Genomic DNA, 23,317 nt, shown 5'->3' on the forward strand with positions numbered 1-23,317 from the left:
TCAGTGAAATCCTCGATTCAAACTTATGCATACATTCAGGAAAAAAGCGGAAACCTTTATGTGAAGAGGTGATGGGCATGGCATATGTGTTATCGGTCGGAACCAGCATTCCGGAATATCATGTCTCGCAAGAAACGGCGGCAGATTTTGCGAGAGGGATGTTTGCCGATTCATTTAAGGATATTGACCGGCTGTTAAAAGCCTTTCAAAACGGCGAAATTGAATCAAGGCAGTTTGTCCGGCCGATTGAATGGTATAAAACGGCACGGGGTTTTTCAGAGAAAAACCGGCTGTATACGGAAGAAACCGTCAAGCATAGTGCGGATGCGGCACTTGATTGTTTAACAAACCCGGATTGTTTAACAAATCCCTTTCCATATGAAAAAGTGGATGCGATCTTTTTTATTTCCAGCACCGGGCTTTCGACACCCAGCATTGAAGCGAAAGTGATGAATCAGCTTCCGTTTTCTGCGAAAACAAAACGGATACCGATCTGGGGTTTAGGATGCGCGGGCGGAGCGGCCGGCCTGTCCAGGGCGTACGAATACTGCCGCGCGTATCCTGAAGCATACGTGCTTGTTATCGCGGCTGAACTCTGCAGTTTAACGTTTCAGCCGAACGACAAGTCAAAAAGCAACTTAATCGGAACTTCCCTGTTTGCGGACGGAATTGCCGCAGTACTAATCGGAGGAGAAAAGGCGAACCGAAACGAAGTCAAACAGCCGCTTCTTCCGCGGATATTCGCCACTCAATCGGTGATGATGCCGGATGCGGAAGATGTGATGGGCTGGGAATTCACCGACAGCGGTTTTCAAGTCATTTTTTCAAGAGATATTCCCACCCTGGTTTCACAGTGGCTGAAGGACAATGTTGATGAATTTTTATTTGAATATGGCGTCAGTCCTCACGACATTAAAACCTTTCTTGCCCATCCCGGCGGGAAAAAGGTCATTGACGCCTATTTAACGAGTCTTTCAATGGACACCGGTCAGCTTGCGGCATCTCGGAAGGTGCTGCAAAAACACGGGAACATGTCTTCCGCAACTATTTTTCATGTGATAAGAGAACAGTTGCTTCACGGGCGGCAGAAAGAAAACGAAAAAGGGCTGATCGGCGCTCTCGGGCCGGGATTTTCGTCTGAGCTTTTGCTGTTCAGCTGGGAAAAGGGGGCTTCTTAATGTTTTGGCTGTTTATCATGCTGCTTGCGGCCCAGCGGATTGCGGAGATGATTGTGGCCCGGCGCAATGAGCAAAAGGTGAAAAAGCAAGGCGCAGTCGAATACGGAGAAGGACATTATCCCTTTCTCGTCCTGATGCACGTGCTCTTTTTTGTCTCTCTTACAGCTGAGGTGGTGGCGTTTCAAAAAACGCCTTCTCCAAGGTGGGCCGCCATTATATGTATTATTTTATTTGTACAGGGGATCAGGTATTGGGCGCTATTATCATTAGGGCGGTATTGGAATACGAAAATCCTTGTCGTGCCGGATGCGGAGCTTGTCAGAAAGGGGCCGTACAGGTGGATGAAGCACCCGAACTACGCGGTCGTCATCTTAGAATTTATTTTTCTGCCGCTGTTATACGGAGCGTATTGGACACTGTTTCTCTTTTCGATTCTCAATGCCTGCATGCTCACTGTGAGGATTCGCGCCGAAGAGAAAGCGTTAGAAGAAAACACCGCAAAATAGAGATTGAAAATCATTCTCACTCATGATAAGATGTAAATATGAAAATGATTCTCATTCAAGGTGGTGCCGAAAATGACAATGTTATTTTTATTTGCAGCCGTTTGTACATACAGTGTTTTAATTGGTTTCGTATTGAAAAAAGTTTCGAATAAATCAATGTCTTCTTAAACATCTGCGGTTTTTCCTGCCGCGGGTGTTTTTTCTTTATCAGCTGCCGATATCGGCGGCTTTTTTGCGTTTCCTGAAGAAAAGTGAGCCATTCTTGTGTAAAATGGGGGAGAGGTTTTTTTCAGAGCTTTCTAAAAATGAAAACGTCATTTGATGCGACAGACACAAAGGGGTAAAGACACATGACAGAAGAAGAACGCCATAACAGGGAGATTTTCAGCAGAACGGGTGCCTTATACGCACAATTTTTGGATCATCAGGATAAAAAACGGGCCGATCAGCTCGCGGCCATTATGAAAAAAGCGGCTGATGAAGAGGTTTATATCGCGTTTACCGGGCATTATTCGGCCGGAAAGTCCTCTTTATTAAACACATTGCTCGGTGAAGACATACTGCCGACAAGCCCGATTCCTACAAGCGCCAACCTCGTTGTCATCCGGCACGGTGAAGATAAAGTCGTGCTTCATACGACGGACGGGGCTTATGCAGAAATTAAAGGAAGTTACGATAAAGAACAAGTGCAGCAATTCTGTAAAGACGGTGAGCAAATTGAAACGGTGGAAGTCTATGCCGGCTTTAAGGAGTCAGAGCCTCATGCGGCCTACATCGACACACCGGGAATTGATTCGACGGACGAAGCGCATTTTTTATCGGCGGCTTCGGTTCTCCATCAGGCTGACGCTTTATTTTACGTCGTTCATTATAATCACGTTCATTCAGAAGAAAATATGCTGTTTCTCAGCTCCATCAAAGACCGTATTCCAAATTTATTTCTGATCGTCAACCAAATTGACAGACATGATGAAACTGAAACGAAGTTTGAAGAGTACCGCAGGCAGGTGGAAGATATGCTTGAAGGCGCGGGAATACCGAAAGAATCGCTTTTCTTTACGTCTGTCACTGAGCCTGACCATCCTTTAAACGGCATGGAACAGCTGAAAAAACATCTGCAGAAGCTGAAACAGCAGGCAAAAACAAATTTATGGTCTTTAACGGAGAGAAAAGTTGCACACTTAGTCAAAGAGCATACAGAGATGCTCGTAAAAGATGATAAAAACGGCAGCGGAGAGCAGTTTGACAAACAAGAAGCACTTGTCCGTTCTGTTGAAGGTGAGCTTAAAAAAGCCGTTCAACAGGCTGAAACAGCAGAGAAAGACATCAGAAAAGACGTGCAGAACATATTGCAAAACGCTAATCTGACACCCTTTGAGATGAGGGAGCTTGCATCTGCTTATATTGAATCACAGCAGCCCTCATTTAAAACCGGATTATTCTTTTCAAAAGCGAAAACGGCTCAGGAGAAAGAAAGAAGGCATGCTGAATTTTTTGCCGATATTAAAAAAAGAACGGAAGGGGAAGCGGATTGGCATATTATCGACACATTTACGAAAGCGGCCAAGCGGTATGAAGCGGATTCGGACGAACTGATCAGGAAAATCCAGGCGTACCGCACACCGCTTTCTGATGATATCACCGCTCAGGCCCTTAAGCAGGGAGCGGCCTTTTCATCTGAATACGTATTAACTTATACGAAAGACCTCGCTGAAATGATCAGAAGGGAAGCCAAAAGACAGACAGCGGAACTCATTGAGGAGCTGACCGCTTATGTTCAGACAAAAAACGGACCGCTCATTGAGAACTTGAAAAACCGGCTCGAAAAAGAAAAGAAAATAAGGGATGAGCTCGCGCAATCGGTAAAAGAAGAACGCAATGCCTTGGAAAAAGCAGCCCGAGTCCGCGCTTTGTGGGAAGAAGAATTGACCTGTGATACGGGAAGCGGCGACTGGTATACGCGAAAAAAACGCCTTGCAAAAGCGCCCGTCCAAAAGAAACCAAAAGAGGCTGTACAGCATGAAGTAAGCAAGCCCGAAAAAAATGCGATGAAGGAACTTCCTATAAAAGAGCAGACTGATCGGTTCTATGAGCTTGCCGGGATTCTTGAATCCTCGAGCATATTAGGAAAACAGGCAGAAGCCTTTCGGAGTAGGATTGAGCGGCTTGAAAACCGCCAGTTTACCTTGGCGTTATTCGGCGGATTCAGTTCCGGTAAATCATCATTTGCAAATGCGCTTGTCGGTGAATACGTGCTTCCGTCATCACCGACGCCCACAACGGCTACGATCAACAAAATAACGAAACCGCAAGACGGCAAACCGCATAAATCTGCGGAGATCGTTTTTAAAACGGAGGAGGAGCTGGACGCTGAAATGCTTCAGCTGACTGAGCTGAAAGATGCTGATGTAAAAGGGCGTTCACTGAAAGAGAGATGGAATTATGCCATTAAAAAGGGAAAAGTTCCGGATGAACTTATCCCGGTGATTCAGACGATGCTGCAGGCGTTTGATACGTACGAAGAACAGATCCGTCAAAGGCTGACACTGACGGTGCCGGTTGAAGATTTAAAACCGTACGCAGCCGAAGAAAAAACGGCCTGCTGCGTAAAAGAAGTCACCGTGTATTATGATTCGCCTCTCACGCAAAAAGGCATCACCATTGTTGATACGCCGGGAGCAAGCAGTATAAACAAGCGCCATACGGAACTTGCCTTTCAATATATAAAAGATGCTGACGCGTTCTTTTATATGACGTACTATCAGCATTCTTTTTCAAAAGGAGACAGGTCTTTTCTGAAGAAACTCGGCCTCGTCAAAGAATCATTCGGCATGGATAAAATGTTTTTTGTCATTAACGCCGCCGATCTGGCCAAAACCGAAAGCGAGCTGGAAACCGTCAAAGACTATGTCCGCTCGGAACTCTCAAAAGAGGGAATTAACCGGCCGAAATTATATCATGTCTCAAGTAAAGAAGAGCTTGCGGGTAAAAAAGAAGCTTTTTATAACAGGTTCTCTGATGTAAGAACCGGGCTTGAGCACTTTATTGAGGAAGATGTAATGAAGGCCAGCTGCGCCCAGCTGAAAACAGAGGCGGACAAGCTGTGCGATATGGTGGAACAGCTTCACGAATCTCTTCACCAGTCGGCAGAAGAAAAAGAGAAAAAGAAACAGCGTCTGGAGTCTTCCTATGAAAAAGCTCTCGCTGACATTTCAAAGCGCCGTACGTCTGAGGTCATCATTCGAAAAGTGATGAAAGATACGGAAGAACAGCTCTATCACATTAAACATCGCCTGACGTTTTATGCGAATGATATGCTGAAAACCGCCTTCCATCCGGGCCTTCAAAACGGCGATTGGAAACAAAATATATCAGCGGCGCTGAATGAAGCGCTCAAGGAATTCCGTTTTGAATATATTCAAGAGCTGAAAACGCTCGATATCCGGATGACCGGTTTTATTGAGCGCCATATGGCTGAGGAATGGATGGAAAACTGTCAGAAGAAGCTTATGGAAGACGGAGATTTCTCCATTTATGTCAGCGGTGAAAACGAATTTGCCGTTCAGCTGAAAGAGGTCGCTCCGGTCATTGACGTCTCGGCATTCTCACATCACGTAAAGGAAGTTAAATCACCGAAGCAGTTTTTTGAAGAGAACGGAAAAGCAGCGTTTGTGGAAGGGCTCAGGCTTAGCCTGCAAAAAGTGACAGAAAAGTGGCTTGAACAGGAGAAAGAAAGCCTTTCAGAGCGATATGCTGAGCAGGTGCGCCGTCTGCAAGAAGACATGGCGGATAAAAGCCTGTCCCAGATCCGCGAGCAGCGGGACACTTATTTACAAGGTCTTGCGGAAAATACGAGTGCAAGGGAAATTGAACACCTTTACGAAGCCGAAAAAGCATGGAAAAAGAAAGATGAAATGCTGAAAATTTAAAAATCCGGTTGGCGGGCAGATAACAGTCGTGGTAGACTAAAATGAAAAAAAAGCGAGATGAAACCTTTTATGTCAGAAGTCCATAAAGCAATTTCAGCACATTCCGCAAAACAGCATCAGCATGTCAAAACATTTGTACAGCTTGATTATGAGCGTGAACAGGCCATTGACGAAGCCATTGTAAAATGCAGACAGAATCAACCGTTCACGACAGATGCCATCAATGGCATCACGGCAAAAATGAACCAGCTGGCGAAAAAGGGCATCGTGCCGCAAAGACGATTCGTAAGTGAAGAGATGGTGAAAGAATTCGTCAGCAGACAGTAATGGATGAACCTGCCGCGTGTGTCATCAGCGCTTGCTGTACATACTATCCGTATCTTCTCTAAAGGGGGATATGACCATGGGCAGAACAAAACTGGGAAACAGAAATGCTCAGCAGAATAACAATGCCAAAAAGAAAAACGGCTTCGGACAGAAATTTGATTCTTATGCCGGCCGTGAAGCTGAAAAGCTGATGGCAAGCAATAAAAGACACGGTGAGTAAACGTGACGGCAGCATCTTCCAAATGGGGGGATGCTGTTTTTTTACCGCCTTCTTTGGTAAAATAGGAACATTGAATAAAAAGGAGTATCGATATATGAATAATAAATTACTGCTCGTTGACGGTATGGCGCTTTTGTTCCGCTCATTTTTCGCGACGGCCGTTCATCGCAATTTTATGATAAATGAAAACGGAATTCCCACAAACGGAGTCAACGGTTTTTTAAAGCATCTTATTACAGCGGTTGATACGTTTCAGCCCACACATGTCGTCTGCTGCTGGGATATGGGAAGCAAAACGTACCGCAATGATTTGTTTCAAGATTATAAAGCCAACAGAAGTGAACCGCCGCTAGAGCTGATTCCGCAATTTGATCTGGCGAAAGAAGCAGCGCGAGAGCTCGGTTTTTTAAACATCGGCATAAAAGGCTATGAGGCGGATGACTGTATCGGTACGCTTTCTGCCCTATTTTCCGGGGAAGCGGAAATTACGATTGTAACGGGTGATAAAGATCTGCTTCAATTGCTGAATCATCAAGTTCAAGTAGCGCTGCTGCAAAAGGGTATCGGCAATTATAAGGTATATACAGATGAGATATTCAGAGAAGAAACGGGAGTTCCGCCAAAAGCGCTGATTGACATTAAGGCGCTGATGGGAGACACGAGCGATAACTATCCCGGCGTTAAAGGAATCGGGGAAAAAACGGCGTACAAGCTGATACGTGAATATCAAAACATAGACCGCTTATTAGAAAGCCTCGCTCTCTTGCCGAAGGGCCAGCAAACGAAAATTCAGCAAAGCTTGAAAGAATTGGAGCTGTCAAGGCAGCTTGCTGAAATACATTGCGAGGTACCGTTAGTCTGTACGCTTGAAGAAGCGCTTTTTTCATTGAAGATGGAAGAGGCGGCATTAATGCTCAGACGCCATCAGATAAAAGGAATTGAAAGGATGCTCGAAAAGCTGAACGCCAGAGAGATCAGCTGATCCCTCTAGCGTTTTGTATTGCTTTTTTTTGCGTTGTTTTCAAGGGCTGATTTCGGGTCTTTGTGCGCATTTCCTTCCATATTTCCCTGAGGATTCACGCCCCCGGTCAGCCGGCCTTTATTTTCTTTTCTCATAGCTGTTCACCTCATTTGTAGGATGAACAGTGAGACGCAATTTCATTCCGGTTATTTATTCAGCCGAATCGCTTTTTTTGCGAGCTGATCGGCTGTTTGGTTTTGTCTGCCGGGAATCCACTTAATGAAAAACAATGGAAATCCGGCCTTTAACTGGATGATTTCGTCCACAAACGGCTGGAAAGCCTTGTTTTTAACCGCTTCAAGATCTGCGGCCCGCTCCACGATATCCGAATCCGTCCGGAATGACACGGACTCAAATCCGCGGGCGGCACACAGCTTCATTCCTTCAATTAAAGCGAGAAATTCAGCTTCCTGATTTGAATGGTCGCCGATCGGAATTGAGAAAGATTCTGTTTTCCCGTCATGTTTAATAAAAATACCGATACCGGACGGGCCCGGGTTTCCGGCGCTTGCACCGTCTACATAAATTTCAGCGGGCATCATCCGTCACTCTCCATTCGGTGTCATTCGTTTTGCCGCATACGCATAAGGGACAGAAATGAGTGATACCGCAAATTTAATCAGGTAAGTTGAAATGAAGATGCTGAACCATACGCCCGCGGAATAAACGCCGATAAAGGCCACGGCAGTGAAGATAAATGTATCCAGCAGCTGGCTGAGCGCCGTGCTTCCGCTGTTTCTGAGCCAGAGAAGCCTGTCTGAAGGAAAGATTCTCCGAATGGCTGAATATACATAAACATCTATCGTTTGGCTGAAAATAAAAGCCAAGAGGCTTCCGAGCGCAACACGCGGCAGAAAACCGAAAATCGTCTCAAGGGCCGGCTGTGCGATATCTGAAGCAGCCGGTTTATATAAAAGAGCCCCCTGCATGGCGCATGTCAAAGCGAGCAGAGTGGAAAACCCGAGCCAGACGGCTTTGCGCGCTTCTCTGGGACCGTATTTTTCATTCAGCACATCCGTTGCGAAGAAAACGGTGCCGTACATGATATTTCCCAGTGTCGCCGTAAGCCCGAACAGCTCGACTGTTTTGACAACCTGCAAGTTGGCGCACACCGTGGCGAAACCGATCCATACGAATAGGCCCGTTTTGCCAAATCCTTTATAAAACAGAAGAACAATGATAAAATGAATGACCGCAAATAAGATCCATAACACATCGTTAAACAAAACCTGCTGACTTCCTTTCAATTTGAGAATGGTTTGATTATAGCACACGCCCGTCAACTAATGAATGGTAAGGTGATTTCAATGAATCTTAAGCCGTATATCGAAATAGAAGCAAAAGGAACAGGCCCTGTCGCGTTTTTTTCCGAAGATTGGCTGACCGTTCCGAAAGCGCGCATGCTTGCAAGAGAAGTCAGCCGCTTTCCTTATATAAAAGACATTTATTTTGAGGATGAAAAAGGCGCGAGCTGGACGCTTAAAGAATTAGAAAAGCTTACTGAAGAGCTTGCGCACGAACCTGACGACATTACAGTGTATTTCGACGGCGGCTTTGACAAAACAAGCGGACGCGCCGGACTGGGAATTGTCGTGTATTATTCTCTCGGCGGCAAGCGGCACCGCATACGGAAAAACAAAAGCTTAACGCTTCAGACGAACAATGAGGCGGAATATGCCGCTTTGTACGAAGCCCTTAAGGAAGTGCAGGAACTTGGCGCAAGCAGAAATTCAATCACGATAAGAGGGGATTCCCTCGTCGTTTTGCATCAGCTTGACGGCAGCTGGCCGTGCTATGATGAAACGCAAAACGAATGGCTGGATAAAATTGAAGCGCTGCTCGAATCCTTAAAGCTGACACCGACATATGAAGCCGTAAACCGAAAGGAAAATCAAGAAGCGGATGACCTTGCCAGAAAAATTCTCTCGGACCGGCAGATTGAAAGCCGCATAACATTAGAAGGTAACGGAGATGACTGATATTGGATAAAAAAAGCATTTATAAAGAATTGACTGAGCTTCAGGATGAATATTGCAAAGACTGTTTCGTAAAAAAGCATTTTCGCAAAGAGTTTGGAAAAACGCACGCTCATTCTTTCTGCATCAACCAATGTACGGTGGGGGAGAAGCTGAAAGCCTACGGCAAGGTGCTGACAAATCAATAAAAAATAAAACCGCAGTAGTTTCTGCGGTTTTATTTTTCGAATTCATCGAGCTGATGCTGGCAATCGTCGAGAAGCATTCGCTGCTTTTGCAGAAAATCCTGGTCGAGAGCTTGCAGTTCACTGGATTGTGACATCGTTCTGGCATCCTGAATCGCCTGGTAAGCAGATTCCGCCAAAGTTGAATTTTGGCCCCGGGTAGCCGCTCCCGTTGTTTTCTGGGCCGTTTCTACCGCTAATTCAAGCTGGCGTTTATCCGTCAGTCCGTTTGGAAAAAATTCAGAGTCCATTAAAAAACACCTCCGCAAATAGTTTGGAGATTTTTTTTTAGAAATATGTACGGAAAATAGAAAAAATATATAAAATGAGCCGATATAACTATTGAACCTGATTAATTAGGGCTTAATTACTATTATTCAGGGTATCTTGGGAGAGAAGGGAAAAACCAGCCGTGAATGATAATGATTTAAAAACAATCCTTCAGCAGACATTTAAAGAAATATACGGTGATTTGGGAAATTTAGCGGAAATGGCGAAAAAAGGAATGCCGTCAATGGAGAAACAAATTGAAGAAATCGAGCAGCGCTGCAAGCAGAATCTTGTCGCAATTGAGATTCAGACGGCAATCAAATAGGAGAGGCATACGCCTCTCCTCTATTTGTGTCATCTGATCAACATGTATTGAGTTTAGAGTTTTACAACATTAGAAGCTTGAGGTCCACGATTACCTTCGACAATTTCAAAAGAAACTTCTTGTCCTTCTTCTAATGATTTGTATCCGTCTCCTTCGATAGCAGTGAAGTGAACAAATACGTCGTCTCCGCCTTCAACTTCGATGAAGCCGAATCCTTTTTCGTTATTGAACCATTTTACTTTACCGTTTTGCATATTGCTTAATTCCTCCTAGTACTGTAGCACCTTCGTGCTAAAAAAAATTTTGTCATCATTCAACCGTACGTATGTTTACGTTGTTAAATGATGGTTCAACTATACACCATATGGGAGCGGGCGTCAAGCGGCCGCTCTCTATTTTTCATCTTTATTTTTCCAGTGACAAAGCTTATCCGGAAAAAAACAAAAAGCACACGAATCGTCCGTGTGCTTTTCTCTTACGATAATGCCATATCCGCCTTTTCGGCCATCAGTTCAGATTCTTTTATAATGTCCTGCAAAATGACTTCAGAGGAGTTAGGGAGGTGAAGGCTTTTAATATTGTCCTTCATCCGGTTCAGCTTCTCCTCATCCGCGAGAAGGGAGGTGACAGACTCTAAAATTTCTTCGTGGCGGTTGACCACGACAGCCGCACCGCGATCTTCAAAGAAAATGGCGTTTTCCTTTTCCTGTCCGGGAACCGGTTTGTACAAAATAACGGGTACTCCGATCGCCGTCGCTTCCGTCAGTGTGATGCCGCCCGGTTTCGTGATCATGCAGTCCGTAATACGGAACAGCTCGTCAATTCTTTCTACATAGCCCAGCACTTTCAGCCGGTCGGCATTGTCACCTTCCAAGCTGCTGAGGGATTCTTTCAGCGAGCTGTTTTTGCCGCATACCACCACAACCTGCACCTGATCGTCATGAACGAGATTTTCGCACAGTTCTTTTACGTTTTTCAGCACACCATGCGCTCCCGCCATAATAAGAAGAACTTTTTTGTCGGGAGAGAGATTGTATTTTTTATAAATCGGCTCTTTCGGCATCGATTCCTCGAATTGAGGCCTGATGGGAATGCCCGTGATCTTTACGTTGTTCGGGTGAGTGCCGATTTCAATCAGTTTTTCCTTCACGTAATCTGTGGCGACATAATATTTATCAACATTTTCATGAACCCAGATTTTGTGAAGGCAGAAATCGGTCATAACGTTGAACGTCGGGATCACTTTTCCGGTTCTCCGTCTGTATTCCGGTACGACAATCATCGGAAATGTATTGATAATAATGTCCGGCTTATGCTCTTCGACGAGCTGGCCTAAACGTTTATTTCCCATTTTAAAATAAATATTGAATTTGCGTTTATTATAGATTTTGTCAACTCCGTAATAAAACAAACGATAAAACTGTTTCCCGATTGAGAAGCTTTTTAAATAAAGGTATTGAGTAACCTCTGAAACAATCGGATTTGACTCTTGATACAAATTGGAAACCGTCACATCTAAGCCGAGACGCAGACACTGTTCGTAGAGCGTTTTGGCCACTTGAACATGCCCGTTTCCGTAATTTGCAGTCAAAATTAATACTTTTTTATTGGTATTCAAGTAAATTCACCTCAATGTAATCAACAACAAGCAAGCTTCATGCATCGTAAGGAGTTATTGTCTATAGATAAACATAACACAAGTGCATCATTTTATAATAAGCGCGGCAACATATTTAAACTAAATTTAATTGATATGTTCCATTATTTTAAAGTTTTGTTATACGCATACTGAATCAAGAGTATTTTATCATATTTTTGTCACCGTATCACTCAAAACAAAAATTAATCCCATTCATACGGGGTTTCCTGATATACGTAATAATTCAGCCAATTCATAAACAATAACGTTGCATGAGCTTTCCAGCGGTTAACAGGTTCTTTCCCGCCGGGTGCAAAATAGTGCTTAGGAGCTTCTACGTTTGAAAGATTTCTCTCTATGTCTCTCTCATACTCCTGAAGTAGCGTATCGGTATCATATTCCGGATGACCCGTTAAGAAAATCTGTTTTTCGTCTTTTGAAACGATTAAACAGACCCCCGCTTCCTCTGAAACGCTGAGCACATCCAGATCCGAAGCCGATTGCAGCTGCTCCGTATTAATATCTGTATGCCGTGAGTGGGGCACATAGTATAGCTCGTCAAATCCTCTTACCAATCTCTCATGTTTTTTAAGAACGGTATGCTCAAACACACCGAAGATTTTTTTCGGCAGCTCCACTTTCTCAATGCCGTAATGATAGTATAAACCGGCTTGAGCGCCCCAGCAGATATGGAGGGTTGAAGTGACATTCGTTTTGCTCCATTCCATGATTTCCTTCAATTCTTCCCAGTAAGAAACATCTTCAAACGGCAGGTGCTCAATCGGAGCTCCGGTAATAATCATTCCGTCAAACCGTTTGTGGCGGATGCTGGAAAAATCCGTATAAAATTCATCCAGATGCTGCCTTGCCGTATTTTTTGGAGTATGTGTGCTCGGAATTAAGAACGTAAAGTGAACTTGTAAAGGTGAATTCCCAAGCATCCTGAGGAGCTGGGTTTCCGTTTGGATTTTTTTCGGCATCAGATTTAAAATCACGATCTTCTGCGGCCGGATATCCTGATGAAAAGCCCGGCTTTCATCCATTACAAAGATGTGTTCACTTTCAAGCACCTGCTTAGCGGGCAGGTGATTTGGTATATTAATAGGCAACATGCCACCTCCGTTATTCCCCGTTAATTTTCTTCATTATAGAAATTTTTAAGCCATTTTTCAATCCATCCCGGCGTAATAAACCGCATTTAACGCATAATGACAGGGATAAAAGCGGCAAATGGGCATAAATTCGGAGCGGCTCTTTATTATGACGGGTAAAGAGCCGTTTGGTTCCTCGAAAAAAACGTTTTCCGTTAAGTGGAAGGAAAAAGCGGTTTCCGTTTGTTTTGCAGTGTAAAACAGGTAAAATAAATGAAGAATGTAAATAGGAGGGCCGCAGATGACAATTTACGATATAAACGTACGGACCATAACAGGCGAAGACATGATGCTATCGACTTACAGAGGCAAGGTGATGATCATTGTGAATACAGCAAGCAAATGCGGGTTCACATCCCAGCTCAAGCAGCTTCAGGAGCTCTATGATACATATCGGGAGGAAGGTCTTGAAATATTGGGATTTCCCTGCAACCAATTCATGAACCAAGAACCTGGAAACGAAGCGGAAATTCAAGAGTTCTGTGTGAAAAACTACGGAGTCACATTCCCGATGTTTGCAAAAGTCGATGTCAATGGAGCAGACGCTCATCCTCTCTTCACATATCTGACGGAACAGGCAAAGGGGATGCTCGGCACAAAAGCGGTCAAATGGAATTTCACTAAGTTTATCGTGGACCGAAACGGTGAAGTCACCGGGCGTTTTTCACCGAACGTCAACCCAAAAGAGCTTGAAGATACGGTGCAGAGGCTTTTGGCCCAATAAGAGGTGATACGGTGAACGAAAAAGAGCAGCTGGAAAGCGTCAGGAATTGGGTCAGAGAAAAGCTTATTAATGAACGGACGGGCCATGACTGGCTTCATATTTCCCGGGTCGCAACACTTTCTGTTTATATGGCAAAAGAAGAAGGCGCCGACTTATTTATCACTGAGACGGCCGCGCTGGTTCATGATCTGATTGACGCCAAGCTCGAAAAAAGCGAAAGGCTGACGGCAGGCGAAGTGACAGAACGGCTGGCTGCTTTCAACATCGCGGCTGGCTCCATTCAGGAGATCGCGGATATTATCACGAGAATGTCATTCAGACACAGGGAACTGCTGAAAAAGCGGCCGCTTTCATTGGAGGGGAAAGTTGTTCAGGATGCAGACATGCTTGATGCGATCGGCGCAGCGGGCATCGGCAGGGCTTTTATGTTTGCCGGCGCGAAGGGTCAACCGATGTACGGAACTCAAACAAGTGTGCTGGCCCATATAGAGGATAAATTAATCAAGCTTAAAGGCTTAATGAATACAAAAGCGGGGGCCGGTTTAGCAGAGGAGCGGCATCAATTTCTTTTGCAGTTCGCCGCCCGTATCCAAAAAGAGGCCGGCATTTGCAAAAGCTAAGCGGCGCAATAGAACGCTTGTGCCGACTATGTTAGAATAAGTGTCAGATTGCGCATAGGAGGACCAATATGAAGATTAAATCAATAGAACCGACGCCGAGTCCGAACACGATGAAAGTGATTTTGACTGAAGAGCTTCCGGCAGGGAAAAGCAACAATTACAAACCCGATCAGGCAGATGATGCTCCGGCTGTCGTACGTGATATTTTAAACATTGAAGGAGTAAAGGGCGTTTATCACGTTGCCGATTTCCTGGCTGTGGAGAGAAACGCCCGTTTTGACTGGAAGGAAATTCTGCCTCAGGTCCGTTCCGCTTTCGGAATGGAACATACGGAGCAGTCTGAGAGCCGTTCTGAACAGGAATCGTTCGGTGAAGTGAAGGTTTTCGTACAAATGTTCAGCGGAATCCCGATGCAGGTCAAATTGACGGACGGCGAACGTGAAGAACGCTTCGGCCTTCCGGAACGTTTCCAAGAAGCCATTTTAAAGCTGCGTTCCGAAGCTTCAAATGTCGTATTTGAGCGGGCTTGGAAAGAACAAGGCGTGCGCTTCGGAGATTTTACCGAAATCGGACATGATGTCACAGAAGAGCTTCAGGCCGCCTACAGTGATGAACGGCTCAAACGTCTGACAGAAGCAGCCGCACAGCAAAAGGGTGAGGCCAAACCGGCAGTGCAGCGGAAAGCTTATAAAGTGACATTGGAGATGCTCGATGATGAAGACTGGAAACAGCGCTATGCCCATCTTGAGCAAATGGATCCGGATGAAGACGATTTACCAGTATTGGAAAAGGCGCTGCATGATCCGAAGACTTCGATCAGAAGACAAGCCGTCGTTTATTTGGGAATGATCGAAAAGCCGTCTGTGCTTCCGCTGTTATACAAAGCGCTTGAAGACAAAACGGTGACGGTCAGAAGGACGGCGGGTGACTGTCTGTCGGATCTCGGCGATGCGAGCGCCATCCCGGCCATGATGAAATCGCTCAGTGACTCAAGCAAGCTTGTGCGCTGGCGCGCGGCCATGTTTTTATATGAAGTCGGCGATGAAAGCGCGCTGGAAGCATTAAAAGCGGCGGAAGACGATCCGGAATTCGAAGTCAGCCTGCAAGTCAAAATGGCGATTGAACGGATTGAGCACGGAGAAGAGGCGAAAGGTTCAGTCTGGAAACAGATGACTGAAAGCAGAAAAAAAGAACAGTTATAACAAAAAGGTGCGCCATGCACCTTTTTTATTTGAATTCACTTTTTATAAAAATTATTTAGAATATTGTTGAAAAATGATTCAAAACTCTATATAGTAAGTACAATATTAATTGTTGGAGGGTTTTTATCGAAATACAGAAAGAATAGAAAAGCGAGACAGGGCAAAGATACTGTAAAATTTGCAGAACGCGCCCTAGAATAAACTGAAAATTTTAAAAATAATGCACAGTCTAAAAACAGTAGGGGGATCACCATGGCAGAATTACGCAGCAACATGATCACACAGGGAATTGACAGAGCGCCGCACCGAAGCCTTCTTCGCGCTGCCGGCGTAAAAGAAGAAGACTTCGGCAAGCCGTTTATCGCGGTCTGTAATTCATACATCGATATCGTTCCCGGGCATGTTCACCTGCAGGAATTTGGAAAAATCGTAAAAGAAGCAATCAGGGAAGCGGGCGGTGTGCCTTTTGAATTTAACACGATCGGAGTAGATGACGGAATCGCGATGGGGCATATCGGCATGAGATATTCGCTGCCGAGCCGCGAAATCATTGCCGATTCAGTTGAAACGGTCGTCTCGGCGCACTGGTTTGACGGAATGGTCTGCATTCCGAACTGCGACAAAATTACGCCGGGAATGCTGATGGCGGCTATGCGGATTAATATTCCGACCATTTTTGTCAGCGGGGGGCCGATGGCAGCCGGCCGTACAAGCGACGGCCGCAAAATTTCGCTTTCTTCAGTATTTGAAGGCGTCGGCGCATATCAAGCCGGGAAAATCGGTGAAAGCGACCTGCAGGAGCTGGAACAGTTCGGCTGCCCGACGTGCGGATCTTGTTCGGGCATGTTTACGGCAAACTCCATGAACTGTCTGTCTGAAGCGCTCGGTCTGGCGCTTCCGGGCAACGGAACAATTCTAGCAACTTCACCGGAGAGAAGAGAGTTTGTGAGAAAATCAGCGGCCCAATTGATGGAGACCATCAAAAAAGACATTAAGCCGCGCGATATCGTCACCGAAAAAGCGATTGACAACGCGTTTGCGTTAGACATGGCTCTCGGCGGCTCAACCAACACGGTGCTTCATACGCTTGCGCTTGCCAATGAAGCTGGGGTTGAGTACTCTTTAGAACGCATTAACGAAGTGGCTGAACGAGTGCCTCACTTATCGAAATTGGCGCCGGCCTCGGACGTCTTCATTGAAGATCTGCACGAAGCGGGCGGAGTCTCGGCGGCCCTTAATGAATTGGCGAAAAAAGAAGGGGCGCTTCATCTTGACGCGCTGACTGTAACAGGCCGCACACTCGGAGAAACAATTACGGGTCATGAAGTAAAGGATTATGACGTGATTCATCCGCTTGACAATCCGTTTACCGAAAAAGGCGGTTTGGCCGTCCTGTTTGGGAATCTGGCTCCGGACGGCGCCATTATCAAAACAGGCGGTGTACAGGACGGGATTACAAGACATGAAGGTCCCGCTGTCGTCTTTGATTCCCAGGATGCCGCGCTTGAAGGCATTATAAACCGCAAAGTAAAAGAAGGAGATGTTGTCATTATCCGTTATGAAGGGCCAAAGGGCGGCCCGGGCATGCCGGAGATGCTTGCTCCGACGTCTCAGATTGTCGGAATGGGGCTTGGCCCGAAAGTGGCGCTTATTACAGACGGCCGTTTTTCAGGAGCGTCCCGGGGCCTTTCAATCGGGCACGTATCGCCTGAAGCGGCTGAAGGCGGCCCGCTCGCATTCGTAGAAAACGGCGACCATGTCATCGTTGACATAGAAAAACGGATTTTGGACGTACAAGTGCCTGAAGAAGAATGGGAAAAACGCAAGGCCGAATGGAAAGGCTTCGAGCCGAAAGTAAAAACAGGATATCTGGCCCGGTATTCCAAACTCGTAACAAGCGCCAATACAGGCGGAATCATGAAAATATAAAACAGAGGCCTGAACAATTGAATTCCGGCCCCCTCTATAGTATCCTTGACTTCATATAAGGATTTTAGAGGGGGCTTTTTTATGTCAATGGCTTATGAAGAATATATGCGCCAGCTGGTCGTGCCGATGCGCCGTGAGCTGACGGGTGCGGGTTTTCAGGAATTAACGACTGCTGAAGAAGTAGAAAGTTTTATGGAACAGGCAGAGGGCACGACATTGGTCGTTGTCAACTCCGTGTGCGGCTGTGCAGCCGGTCTTGCCCGTCCGGCTGCGACTCAGGCTGTTTTACAGCATGAAAAAGCGCCTGACCATACGGTTACCGTATTTGCCGGTCAAGATAAAGACGCAACTGCAAAAATGCGTGAATATTTTACGGGGCAGGAACCTTCCTCGCCATCAATGGCGCTGTTAAAAGGGAAAGAGGTCGTTCATTTTATTCCCCGCCACGAAATCGAAGGGCATGACATGGAGGAAATTATGAAAAATCTGACGGATGCCTTCGATGCGCACTGCTGAAATGCCCGAATTCCGGGCATTTTCTTTTTGGAGAAAAAAATGATCACAACGAGTTACAGACCAAGCGAATATACGATACACACAGCGCAGTCACTCAGTGTCAAGCTGGGTGACACTTACTGCAGCCGCAATAAACAGCCCATTGAAAAAATGCTGGAACGAGCGGCTGGCGATCTTTTAGTCATCGGAAAGGAACGGTTCGAACTTTACACGAAGCAAGGGGAGAAGTTCTTTTTTCACCCGAATACAGCGATGTTCCGCGCAAAGCGGTTTTTGAGAGGGGAAGCTGAGCCGTTGTTAAAAGCAGCCGGATTACGCGAAGGGGATTCCTTTTTAGATTGTACGCTCGGCCTGGCATCCGATGCGATTTTGGCAAGCCTGGCAGTCGGAAAAAGCGGACAAGTCATCGGCCTGGAGAAAAACAAGCTTGTCTCATTGCTTGTAGAAACAGGACTTCAAACGTGGGAAACCGGAATGCAGCAGCTCCAAACCGCCATGAAACGCATTCAGGTCAAACATGCCGACTGCGCCGATTATTTGCGGGAGCTTCCTGATTCATCGGTAGATGTCATTTATTTTGACCCGATGTTTCACGAACCTGTAGAAACGTCAGACGGCATTGCACCGCTCCGCGCGCTGGCAGAAGAGGGTTTTAACGAAGAGTGCATCACGCAAGCCGTCCGGGCGGCGAAAAAATGCGTAGTGCTTAAAGACCATTGGAAAAGCCCGCGGTTTGAACGATACGGCTTCAAGGTGCTGAAAAGAAAGACGGCGCTTTTCCACTTTGGTGTCATCCATGTGAGCTCATGATATCATGGGCTTCTTTTTCGTTAATCAGTGATTTCCATAACGACAAAATAAAGCAGCGTGAGAAGTGATACAGTCGCAAATAAAGCGTTAATCATCTCATCCCCTCCTTTTTCTCCTTCTTATTGTAAGCGGTTTATCCGCTCGGTCACAGTTACCAATTTCCCATATTGCATGATAATACGCTGCCGGACATGACGCCGCGCTTTCATCTATGCTAAAATAAAGGAAAAGAGGACAATAAAACAGAGGGGAACAATCTGTCATGAAATTGTGGATGAAAAAGACCCTTGTGGTTCTGTTTACCATTGTAACGTTCGGACTCGTGTCTCCTCCGGCTGCTTTGATGACAGACAAGCCTTCAGGACAGTCGAGCAGTCTTGAGCAGAATGATTACACCGCTTTTTATGATGAACACGCCCTGCCGGGAGAAGAGAAGGCAGGGCGGGAGCCTGAATTACTGTTTCAATCGTATCAGCAGCAGCTTCTCGGTGATGCTGAAAATCAATCATTTTTAAAATTCGGCAGCAAAATCTCTCCGGTCATTGAAGATGATTACAGAAGTGAAATTCTGCCGAAAATCGAAGATGTGATCACAGGACATTTGGCCAAGTTTCAAGATGATGAAGCGTATCAGGATGTGGTTATTTCCAGCAAACCGTCGGCCGGAAAAACTGAAAAAATTTTTCATGTGTATAACAGGCTGACGGGTGAAGATCTTTTAAGGTTCCACGTCCGCCGGGATCATCCTCCGCAAGACGGCTACTGGTTTAATTTTCATTACCATACTGCTGAAGACGGATTTCAATCACATCATGAGCTTGGCAGCATTTACTGGGACCGCAATACGCCGCCTGACTGGATGAGCGTGTAATAGCGAGAAGAAATAAAAAAATCATTTCTGAGAAATTTTGCAGAAATGATTTTTTATTGTGTTACACTACTAAAAGACTACTTTAAAAGGATGAAAAAAATGAAACAATATAAAGATTTGTGCCGTCATGTGTTAGAAAACGGAGAAAAAAAAGGAGACCGTACGGGAACGGGTACGATCAGCACGTTCGGCTACCAAATGCGGTTTAACCTTCAGGAAGGTTTCCCGATGCTTACGACGAAAAAGCTCCATTTTAAGTCCATCGCGCATGAGCTGCTTTGGTTTTTAAAAGGAGATACGAATGTCCGCTACCTTCAGGAAAACGGAGTCCGCATCTGGAACGAATGGGCGGATGAAAACGGAGAACTCGGACCGGTTTACGGTTCTCAATGGCGTTCATGGCGCGGAGCGGACGGCGAGACCATTGATCAAATCTCCCGGCTGATTCACGACATCAAGACAAACCCGAATTCTAGACGTTTAATCGTCAGCGCCTGGAATGTCGGCGAAATTGATCATATGGCGCTTCCGCCTTGCCACTGCCTGTTTCAGTTTTATGTCGCGGACGGAAAACTGTCGTGTCAGCTTTATCAGCGCTCAGCGGATGTCTTTCTCGGCGTGCCGTTTAATATTGCGTCTTATGCGCTTTTAACAATGATGATCGCGCATGTGACGGGGCTTGAACCGGGTGAGTTTGTTCATACATTCGGAGACGTCCACATTTACCAAAACCATGTGGAGCAGGTGAATTTGCAGCTTACAAGGGATGTCCGTCCGCTGCCGAAACTGCGGTTTGCGCGAAATGTTGATTCTATTTTTGATTTTACGTTTGAAGACTTTATCATTGAGGATTATGACCCGCATCCGCACATAAAAGGAGCTGTCAGCGTATGATTTCGTTTATTTTTGCGATGGATGAAAACCGGCTGATCGGAAAAGATAACGATCTGCCTTGGCACCTTCCCGATGATCTCGCATATTTCAAAAAAGTGACGACGGGTCACACCATTGTAATGGGGCGGAAAACGTTTGAATCAATCGGACGCCCGCTTCCGAACCGGCGTAACATCGTTGTAACCTCACGGGACGAATCTTTATTCCCGGGCTGTATTACTGCCGACTCGGCTGAGGAAGTGCTCAAGCTGATCCCGGCGGATGAAGAATGCTTTGTGATCGGCGGCGCCCAGCTGTACAGTGCGCTCTTTCCTTATGCGGACAGACTCTACATGACAAAAATTCACCATGTCTTTGAAGGAGACCGTTTTTTTCCGGAATTTAATGAAGCTGAATGGGAATTGACATCCCGCAAACAGGGAGTAAAAGATGACAAAAACCCTTATGATTATGAGTACCTTGTATACGAGAAAAAGAATTGATTTAAGCAGGGGGACAAGAATTGATTCGTTACGGCTGCCTTGTGATGTACGTTGTATTTATGTTCATGAAAAATATTCAGGAATATATCAATCAAAAAGAGCTTGACCCGCGGCTTTCTTTTCAAAAACAGATGAGGCTGGTGTATGAGAGGCCGAAAGCCTTTATGAGAGGCTGCATTGACGTGTCGGGATCGGCAATCGGCATTCATCATGATCAGCCGATACCGGACGGCCCCGTTTTGTATGTGCATCCCAGATTGCACCCGGCTGATCTTCTGCTGCTTGCGGGACATCTTGAAGAGCCGGCTGGTTTTATCGCTGGCGAGAAAGCTTTCCGGATGCCGTTTCTCGGGAAATGGCTGCGGCTGATGGGTATCATTTGTGACGGAGACAGCCGGGACGCCGTGTTTCAGGAGGCGGAAGTCCGTCTGCAAAAAGGGCAAAGTCTGATTCTGTCTGAAGACGGCAAAATCAATCCGGAGGAAATGGCACTTCGTTTCGATCTCCCGATTGTGCCCGTCAGCACTTCGGGAACAGACCGGCTGCTGCGGGGCAGATTACTGAAACGGCTGAAACCGGCTGACATTGAATTACATATAAAGCCCGCTTATTATCCGGCCGGTCAGAAACGGCTCCGTGCATAAAAAAAGCACAGTCTCTATAGAGAGGCTGTGCTTTTTTATTTCAGATAAAGGGAACTTTGACGCAATAAAACAAAATACAGAAAAACATCGAGGCGCTGCCGCCTAAAACAAAACTGTGCCAAATGGCGTGATGATACGGAACCTTTCTCCAAATATAAAATATTGTGCCGGCGGAATACAATAAGCCGCCGAAAAGAAGAAGGCCGAAACCGGGGCCTGACAGCGAAGCGTACAGCGGTTTAATGGCGACGATGATCAGCCAGCCCATCAATAAATAGACAAGCGTTGAAAAAATGATAAACCGCTTCACGAAAAAGATTTTAAACACGATGCCTCCGATGGCAAGCGACCAAACAATAATTAAAAGGGTCAGACCGAGCGCCCCTTTAAGGGGTCCTAATAAAAATGGCGTATATGTTCCGGCTATTAATACGTATATCGCGGAATGATCCACAATTTCAAGAATGTCTTTCGTTTTTTTATGCTGAATGCTGTGCAAAAGAGTCGAGCTGAGATACAGCAGCAGCATTGAAGCGCCAAAGATTGAAAAGCTGACGATGTCTGTCGGCGATCCGTATTTCACCGCGAAGATAATGAGAAAAATAAGCGCCGGAATCGACAGCAATACACCGATTCCGTGTGTGACGGCATTTGCGATTTCTTCTTTTATTGTGAACAATCAAATGTCCTCCTTTTTAAAGGATTTGTTTTTGCAGTGACTGCAAAAAGCTCAACCCTTCTAATGTAATTTTTGTTCCTGCGCGTCCTCGGCCTTTTGTCACATAGTGCATCTTTTCTAAGTAATCAAGCCTGTTTCTGACCTGCTGGGGCGATAATGTCATTGTGCTGTTTTCGCTTAATTCGGATATGCTCCGTCTGCTGGCGGGTTCGCCTTTTGTATTTAAGTCTTTAATTGATTCCAAAATAAACAAAAACTCTTCTTTCTCCATCAATGTCAGCCGTTTTTCTTTTTTCTTAGCTGTTTTCGCTTTCTGGCTGTTTTTGATATACAGCGGGACATCATCGGGATAAATCGTGCTGCCGGATGCTGCCGCGGCCATATAGTACGCCGCATTTTGAAGTTCTCTGATGTTGCCGTTAAAGGTGTGCCGCTCAAACAGCGGATAAACGGACGGATCGATATGAACATGCTGCCCGGTGGCTGTCAGCATATGCTGCAAAAGAAGCGGTATATCGCTTTTTCGTTCAGATAAAGCAGGGAGCGGAAGGCATAACACGTGAAGCCTGTAAAATAAATCTTGGCTGAACGTATTTTCTGCGCCGGTATCGCCAAGATCCGCCGTGCTGCTTGCAATGATGCGGGCGGAAATTCCGGCGTCCAGCTCGGAAAGAAGGCGGGTCTGTACCGAGAGCGGCATGTCTCCGATTTCATATAAGAATAATGTTCCGCGGCGGGCCCTGTTTAATGCACCTTCAGCGCTGAACAGTTCATATTCGAGCCGCTCTTCGTTTTGGCTGCAGTGAACGGTAATAAATAGTTCGCTGTTTCTGCGGGATTTATGATGGATCGCTCTGGCCATTTGTTTTTTTCCGGTTCCGACTTCACCTGTTATGAAGACCGGCAAATCAGATAAGGCAAATTGCGAGGCCAATCGTTTCGCTTCTAAAAAGGTTTGATGTTCGCCGGCCAGCTGATAAAAAGGATCAGTTTGTTCAATTACACTCATGAATTGGCTCCTTTTGGTTCTAATTGGTTTAAGTATAACACGTTTGTGCAATCGAAAATATCTTTTTCTCTTGTATCGGTTCATTTATTTTTATTTACAAAATTAAAATAATTATCTTATTGTTTGAATATTCATGTTATAATGGCATATTAAATAGGGATTTAAATAAGA

29 protein-coding genes and 1 pseudogene are annotated in these 23,317 nt (G+C 45.7%); 20 read left to right on the top strand and 10 right to left on the bottom strand.

Features of this window, described 5'->3' with window-relative positions:
• Positions 1-77: 77 nt before the first annotated feature.
• From ACWHAR_RS04115 to ACWHAR_RS04145, 7 genes are all read left to right on the top strand, one after another.
• On the top strand, positions 78-1,178 hold the full coding sequence (locus ACWHAR_RS04115; RefSeq protein WP_032873295.1) for a type III polyketide synthase: 1,101 nt from the start codon (positions 78-80) through the stop codon (positions 1,176-1,178).
• Positions 1,178-1,684, top strand: coding sequence for an isoprenylcysteine carboxyl methyltransferase family protein (locus tag ACWHAR_RS04120; RefSeq protein WP_032873297.1), 507 nt, complete (start codon positions 1,178-1,180; stop codon positions 1,682-1,684). The genes ACWHAR_RS04115 and ACWHAR_RS04120 overlap by 1 nt, the downstream gene beginning before the upstream one ends.
• Before the next feature lie 72 nt (positions 1,685-1,756).
• Positions 1,757-1,852 carry a Fur-regulated basic protein FbpC gene (gene fbpC, locus ACWHAR_RS04125; protein ID WP_025284905.1) on the top strand — a complete coding sequence of 32 codons (96 nt, stop codon included), beginning with the start codon at positions 1,757-1,759 and terminating at the stop codon, positions 1,850-1,852.
• 182 nt (positions 1,853-2,034) lie between these two features.
• A complete protein-coding gene (locus ACWHAR_RS04130) occupies positions 2,035-5,613 on the top strand; it encodes a dynamin family protein (protein WP_032873299.1) in 3,579 nt (1,192 codons plus the stop codon).
• A 69-nt stretch (positions 5,614-5,682) separates the two neighbouring features.
• Entirely contained in the window at positions 5,683-5,940 is a 258-nt protein-coding gene (locus ACWHAR_RS04135) for a YpbS family protein (protein ID WP_032873301.1), read from the top strand.
• 76 nt (positions 5,941-6,016) lie between these two features.
• Positions 6,017-6,160 (top strand): hypothetical protein, encoded by a 144-nt coding sequence (locus ACWHAR_RS04140; RefSeq protein WP_003153570.1) that lies wholly within the window; start codon positions 6,017-6,019, stop codon positions 6,158-6,160.
• Positions 6,161-6,254: 94 nt separating this feature from the next.
• Complete coding sequence (locus ACWHAR_RS04145) at positions 6,255-7,142, top strand: 5'-3' exonuclease (protein WP_014418167.1); 888 nt, start codon at positions 6,255-6,257, stop codon at positions 7,140-7,142.
• A 5-nt stretch (positions 7,143-7,147) separates the two neighbouring features.
• Here the strand turns inward: ACWHAR_RS04145 and sspL are convergent, their stop codons facing one another.
• From sspL to ACWHAR_RS04160, 3 genes are read right to left on the bottom strand one after another with little or no spacing between them, the layout of a single operon-like run.
• On the bottom strand, positions 7,148-7,276 hold the full coding sequence (gene sspL / locus ACWHAR_RS04150; protein WP_003153575.1) for a small, acid-soluble spore protein L: 129 nt from the start codon (positions 7,274-7,276) through the stop codon (positions 7,148-7,150).
• 51 nt (positions 7,277-7,327) lie between these two features.
• Complete coding sequence (locus ACWHAR_RS04155; protein WP_032873511.1) at positions 7,328-7,720, bottom strand: reverse transcriptase-like protein; 393 nt, start codon at positions 7,718-7,720, stop codon at positions 7,328-7,330.
• A gap of 6 nt (positions 7,721-7,726) precedes the next feature.
• Complete coding sequence (locus tag ACWHAR_RS04160; protein WP_012117815.1) at positions 7,727-8,407, bottom strand: queuosine precursor transporter; 681 nt, start codon at positions 8,405-8,407, stop codon at positions 7,727-7,729.
• Positions 8,408-8,488: 81 nt separating this feature from the next.
• Here ACWHAR_RS04160 and ACWHAR_RS04165 point away from each other — a divergent pair, with 81 nt between their 5' ends.
• Together ACWHAR_RS04165 and ACWHAR_RS04170 are read left to right on the top strand one after the other, a co-directional pair.
• Positions 8,489-9,160 carry a ribonuclease H family protein gene (locus ACWHAR_RS04165; RefSeq protein WP_014418166.1) on the top strand — a complete coding sequence of 224 codons (672 nt, stop codon included), beginning with the start codon at positions 8,489-8,491 and terminating at the stop codon, positions 9,158-9,160.
• A 2-nt stretch (positions 9,161-9,162) separates the two neighbouring features.
• A complete protein-coding gene (locus ACWHAR_RS04170; protein ID WP_003153581.1) occupies positions 9,163-9,345 on the top strand; it encodes a zinc-finger domain-containing protein in 183 nt (60 codons plus the stop codon).
• Between the two features lie 29 nt (positions 9,346-9,374).
• Here ACWHAR_RS04170 and ACWHAR_RS04175 read toward each other — a convergent pair whose 3' ends face one another.
• Entirely contained in the window at positions 9,375-9,632 is a 258-nt protein-coding gene (locus tag ACWHAR_RS04175; protein ID WP_032873303.1) for a DUF2564 family protein, read from the bottom strand.
• Positions 9,633-9,793: 161 nt separating this feature from the next.
• Between ACWHAR_RS04175 and ACWHAR_RS04180 the strand changes: the two genes are divergently transcribed.
• The gene (locus ACWHAR_RS04180; protein WP_032873305.1) at positions 9,794-9,976 is read left to right on the top strand and encodes a hypothetical protein; all 183 of its coding nucleotides are present in this window, start codon (positions 9,794-9,796) and stop codon (positions 9,974-9,976) included.
• Between the two features lie 53 nt (positions 9,977-10,029).
• On the opposite strand, the gene cspD is transcribed toward ACWHAR_RS04180, so the two are convergent.
• From cspD to metA, 4 genes and pseudogenes are all read right to left on the bottom strand, one after another.
• On the bottom strand, positions 10,030-10,230 hold the full coding sequence (cspD, locus tag ACWHAR_RS04185) for a cold-shock protein CspD (protein ID WP_003230776.1): 201 nt from the start codon (positions 10,228-10,230) through the stop codon (positions 10,030-10,032).
• 15 nt (positions 10,231-10,245) lie between these two features.
• Positions 10,246-10,357, bottom strand: a pseudogene (locus tag ACWHAR_RS04190) (hypothetical protein); the annotation flags it as partial.
• A 94-nt stretch (positions 10,358-10,451) separates the two neighbouring features.
• Entirely contained in the window at positions 10,452-11,594 is a 1,143-nt protein-coding gene (locus ACWHAR_RS04195) for a diglucosyl diacylglycerol synthase (protein WP_032873307.1), read from the bottom strand.
• Positions 11,595-11,818: 224 nt separating this feature from the next.
• On the bottom strand, positions 11,819-12,724 hold the full coding sequence (gene metA / locus ACWHAR_RS04200; protein WP_003153608.1) for a homoserine O-acetyltransferase MetA: 906 nt from the start codon (positions 12,722-12,724) through the stop codon (positions 11,819-11,821).
• Between the two features lie 283 nt (positions 12,725-13,007).
• On the opposite strand from metA, the gene ACWHAR_RS04205 reads away from it, so the two are divergent.
• The 10 genes from ACWHAR_RS04205 to ACWHAR_RS04250 all read left to right on the top strand — a co-directional run bounded on the left by ACWHAR_RS04205 (position 13,008) and on the right by ACWHAR_RS04250 (position 21,458).
• Positions 13,008-13,490, top strand: a complete 483-nt coding sequence (locus ACWHAR_RS04205; protein WP_032873309.1) for a glutathione peroxidase — start codon at positions 13,008-13,010, stop codon at positions 13,488-13,490.
• An 11-nt stretch (positions 13,491-13,501) separates the two neighbouring features.
• Positions 13,502-14,110 (top strand): HD domain-containing protein, encoded by a 609-nt coding sequence (locus tag ACWHAR_RS04210; protein WP_032873311.1) that lies wholly within the window; start codon positions 13,502-13,504, stop codon positions 14,108-14,110.
• Positions 14,111-14,178: 68 nt separating this feature from the next.
• Positions 14,179-15,312: a conserved virulence factor C family protein gene (locus ACWHAR_RS04215; RefSeq protein WP_032873313.1), complete on the top strand. Its 1,134-nt coding sequence runs from the start codon at positions 14,179-14,181 to the stop codon at positions 15,310-15,312.
• A gap of 252 nt (positions 15,313-15,564) precedes the next feature.
• Positions 15,565-17,241, top strand: coding sequence for a dihydroxy-acid dehydratase (gene ilvD, locus ACWHAR_RS04220; protein WP_032873315.1), 1,677 nt, complete (start codon positions 15,565-15,567; stop codon positions 17,239-17,241).
• 81 nt (positions 17,242-17,322) lie between these two features.
• A complete protein-coding gene (locus ACWHAR_RS04225; RefSeq protein ID WP_003153619.1) occupies positions 17,323-17,757 on the top strand; it encodes a BrxA/BrxB family bacilliredoxin in 435 nt (144 codons plus the stop codon).
• Between the two features lie 39 nt (positions 17,758-17,796).
• On the top strand, positions 17,797-18,567 hold the full coding sequence (locus ACWHAR_RS04230; RefSeq protein WP_032873318.1) for a class I SAM-dependent methyltransferase: 771 nt from the start codon (positions 17,797-17,799) through the stop codon (positions 18,565-18,567).
• Positions 18,568-18,829: 262 nt separating this feature from the next.
• On the top strand, positions 18,830-19,438 hold the full coding sequence (locus tag ACWHAR_RS04235; RefSeq protein WP_007409526.1) for a YpjP family protein: 609 nt from the start codon (positions 18,830-18,832) through the stop codon (positions 19,436-19,438).
• 99 nt (positions 19,439-19,537) lie between these two features.
• Positions 19,538-20,332: a thymidylate synthase gene (locus ACWHAR_RS04240; RefSeq protein ID WP_003153622.1), complete on the top strand. Its 795-nt coding sequence runs from the start codon at positions 19,538-19,540 to the stop codon at positions 20,330-20,332.
• Positions 20,329-20,814 carry a dihydrofolate reductase gene (locus ACWHAR_RS04245; RefSeq protein WP_032873320.1) on the top strand — a complete coding sequence of 162 codons (486 nt, stop codon included), beginning with the start codon at positions 20,329-20,331 and terminating at the stop codon, positions 20,812-20,814. Before ACWHAR_RS04240 ends, ACWHAR_RS04245 begins: the two co-directional genes overlap by 4 nt.
• Before the next feature lie 20 nt (positions 20,815-20,834).
• A complete protein-coding gene (locus ACWHAR_RS04250) occupies positions 20,835-21,458 on the top strand; it encodes a lysophospholipid acyltransferase family protein (RefSeq protein ID WP_032873322.1) in 624 nt (207 codons plus the stop codon).
• A gap of 40 nt (positions 21,459-21,498) precedes the next feature.
• Here ACWHAR_RS04250 and trhA read toward each other — a convergent pair whose 3' ends face one another.
• Positions 21,499-22,137: a PAQR family membrane homeostasis protein TrhA gene (gene trhA, locus ACWHAR_RS04255; RefSeq protein ID WP_007612091.1), complete on the bottom strand. Its 639-nt coding sequence runs from the start codon at positions 22,135-22,137 to the stop codon at positions 21,499-21,501.
• Positions 22,138-22,153: 16 nt separating this feature from the next.
• Positions 22,154-23,146, bottom strand: a complete 993-nt coding sequence (locus tag ACWHAR_RS04260; RefSeq protein WP_032873325.1) for a sigma-54-dependent transcriptional regulator — start codon at positions 23,144-23,146, stop codon at positions 22,154-22,156.
• Positions 23,147-23,317 lie beyond the last annotated feature (171 nt).

This window comes from Bacillus sp. LR--39, from assembly GCF_053613335.1.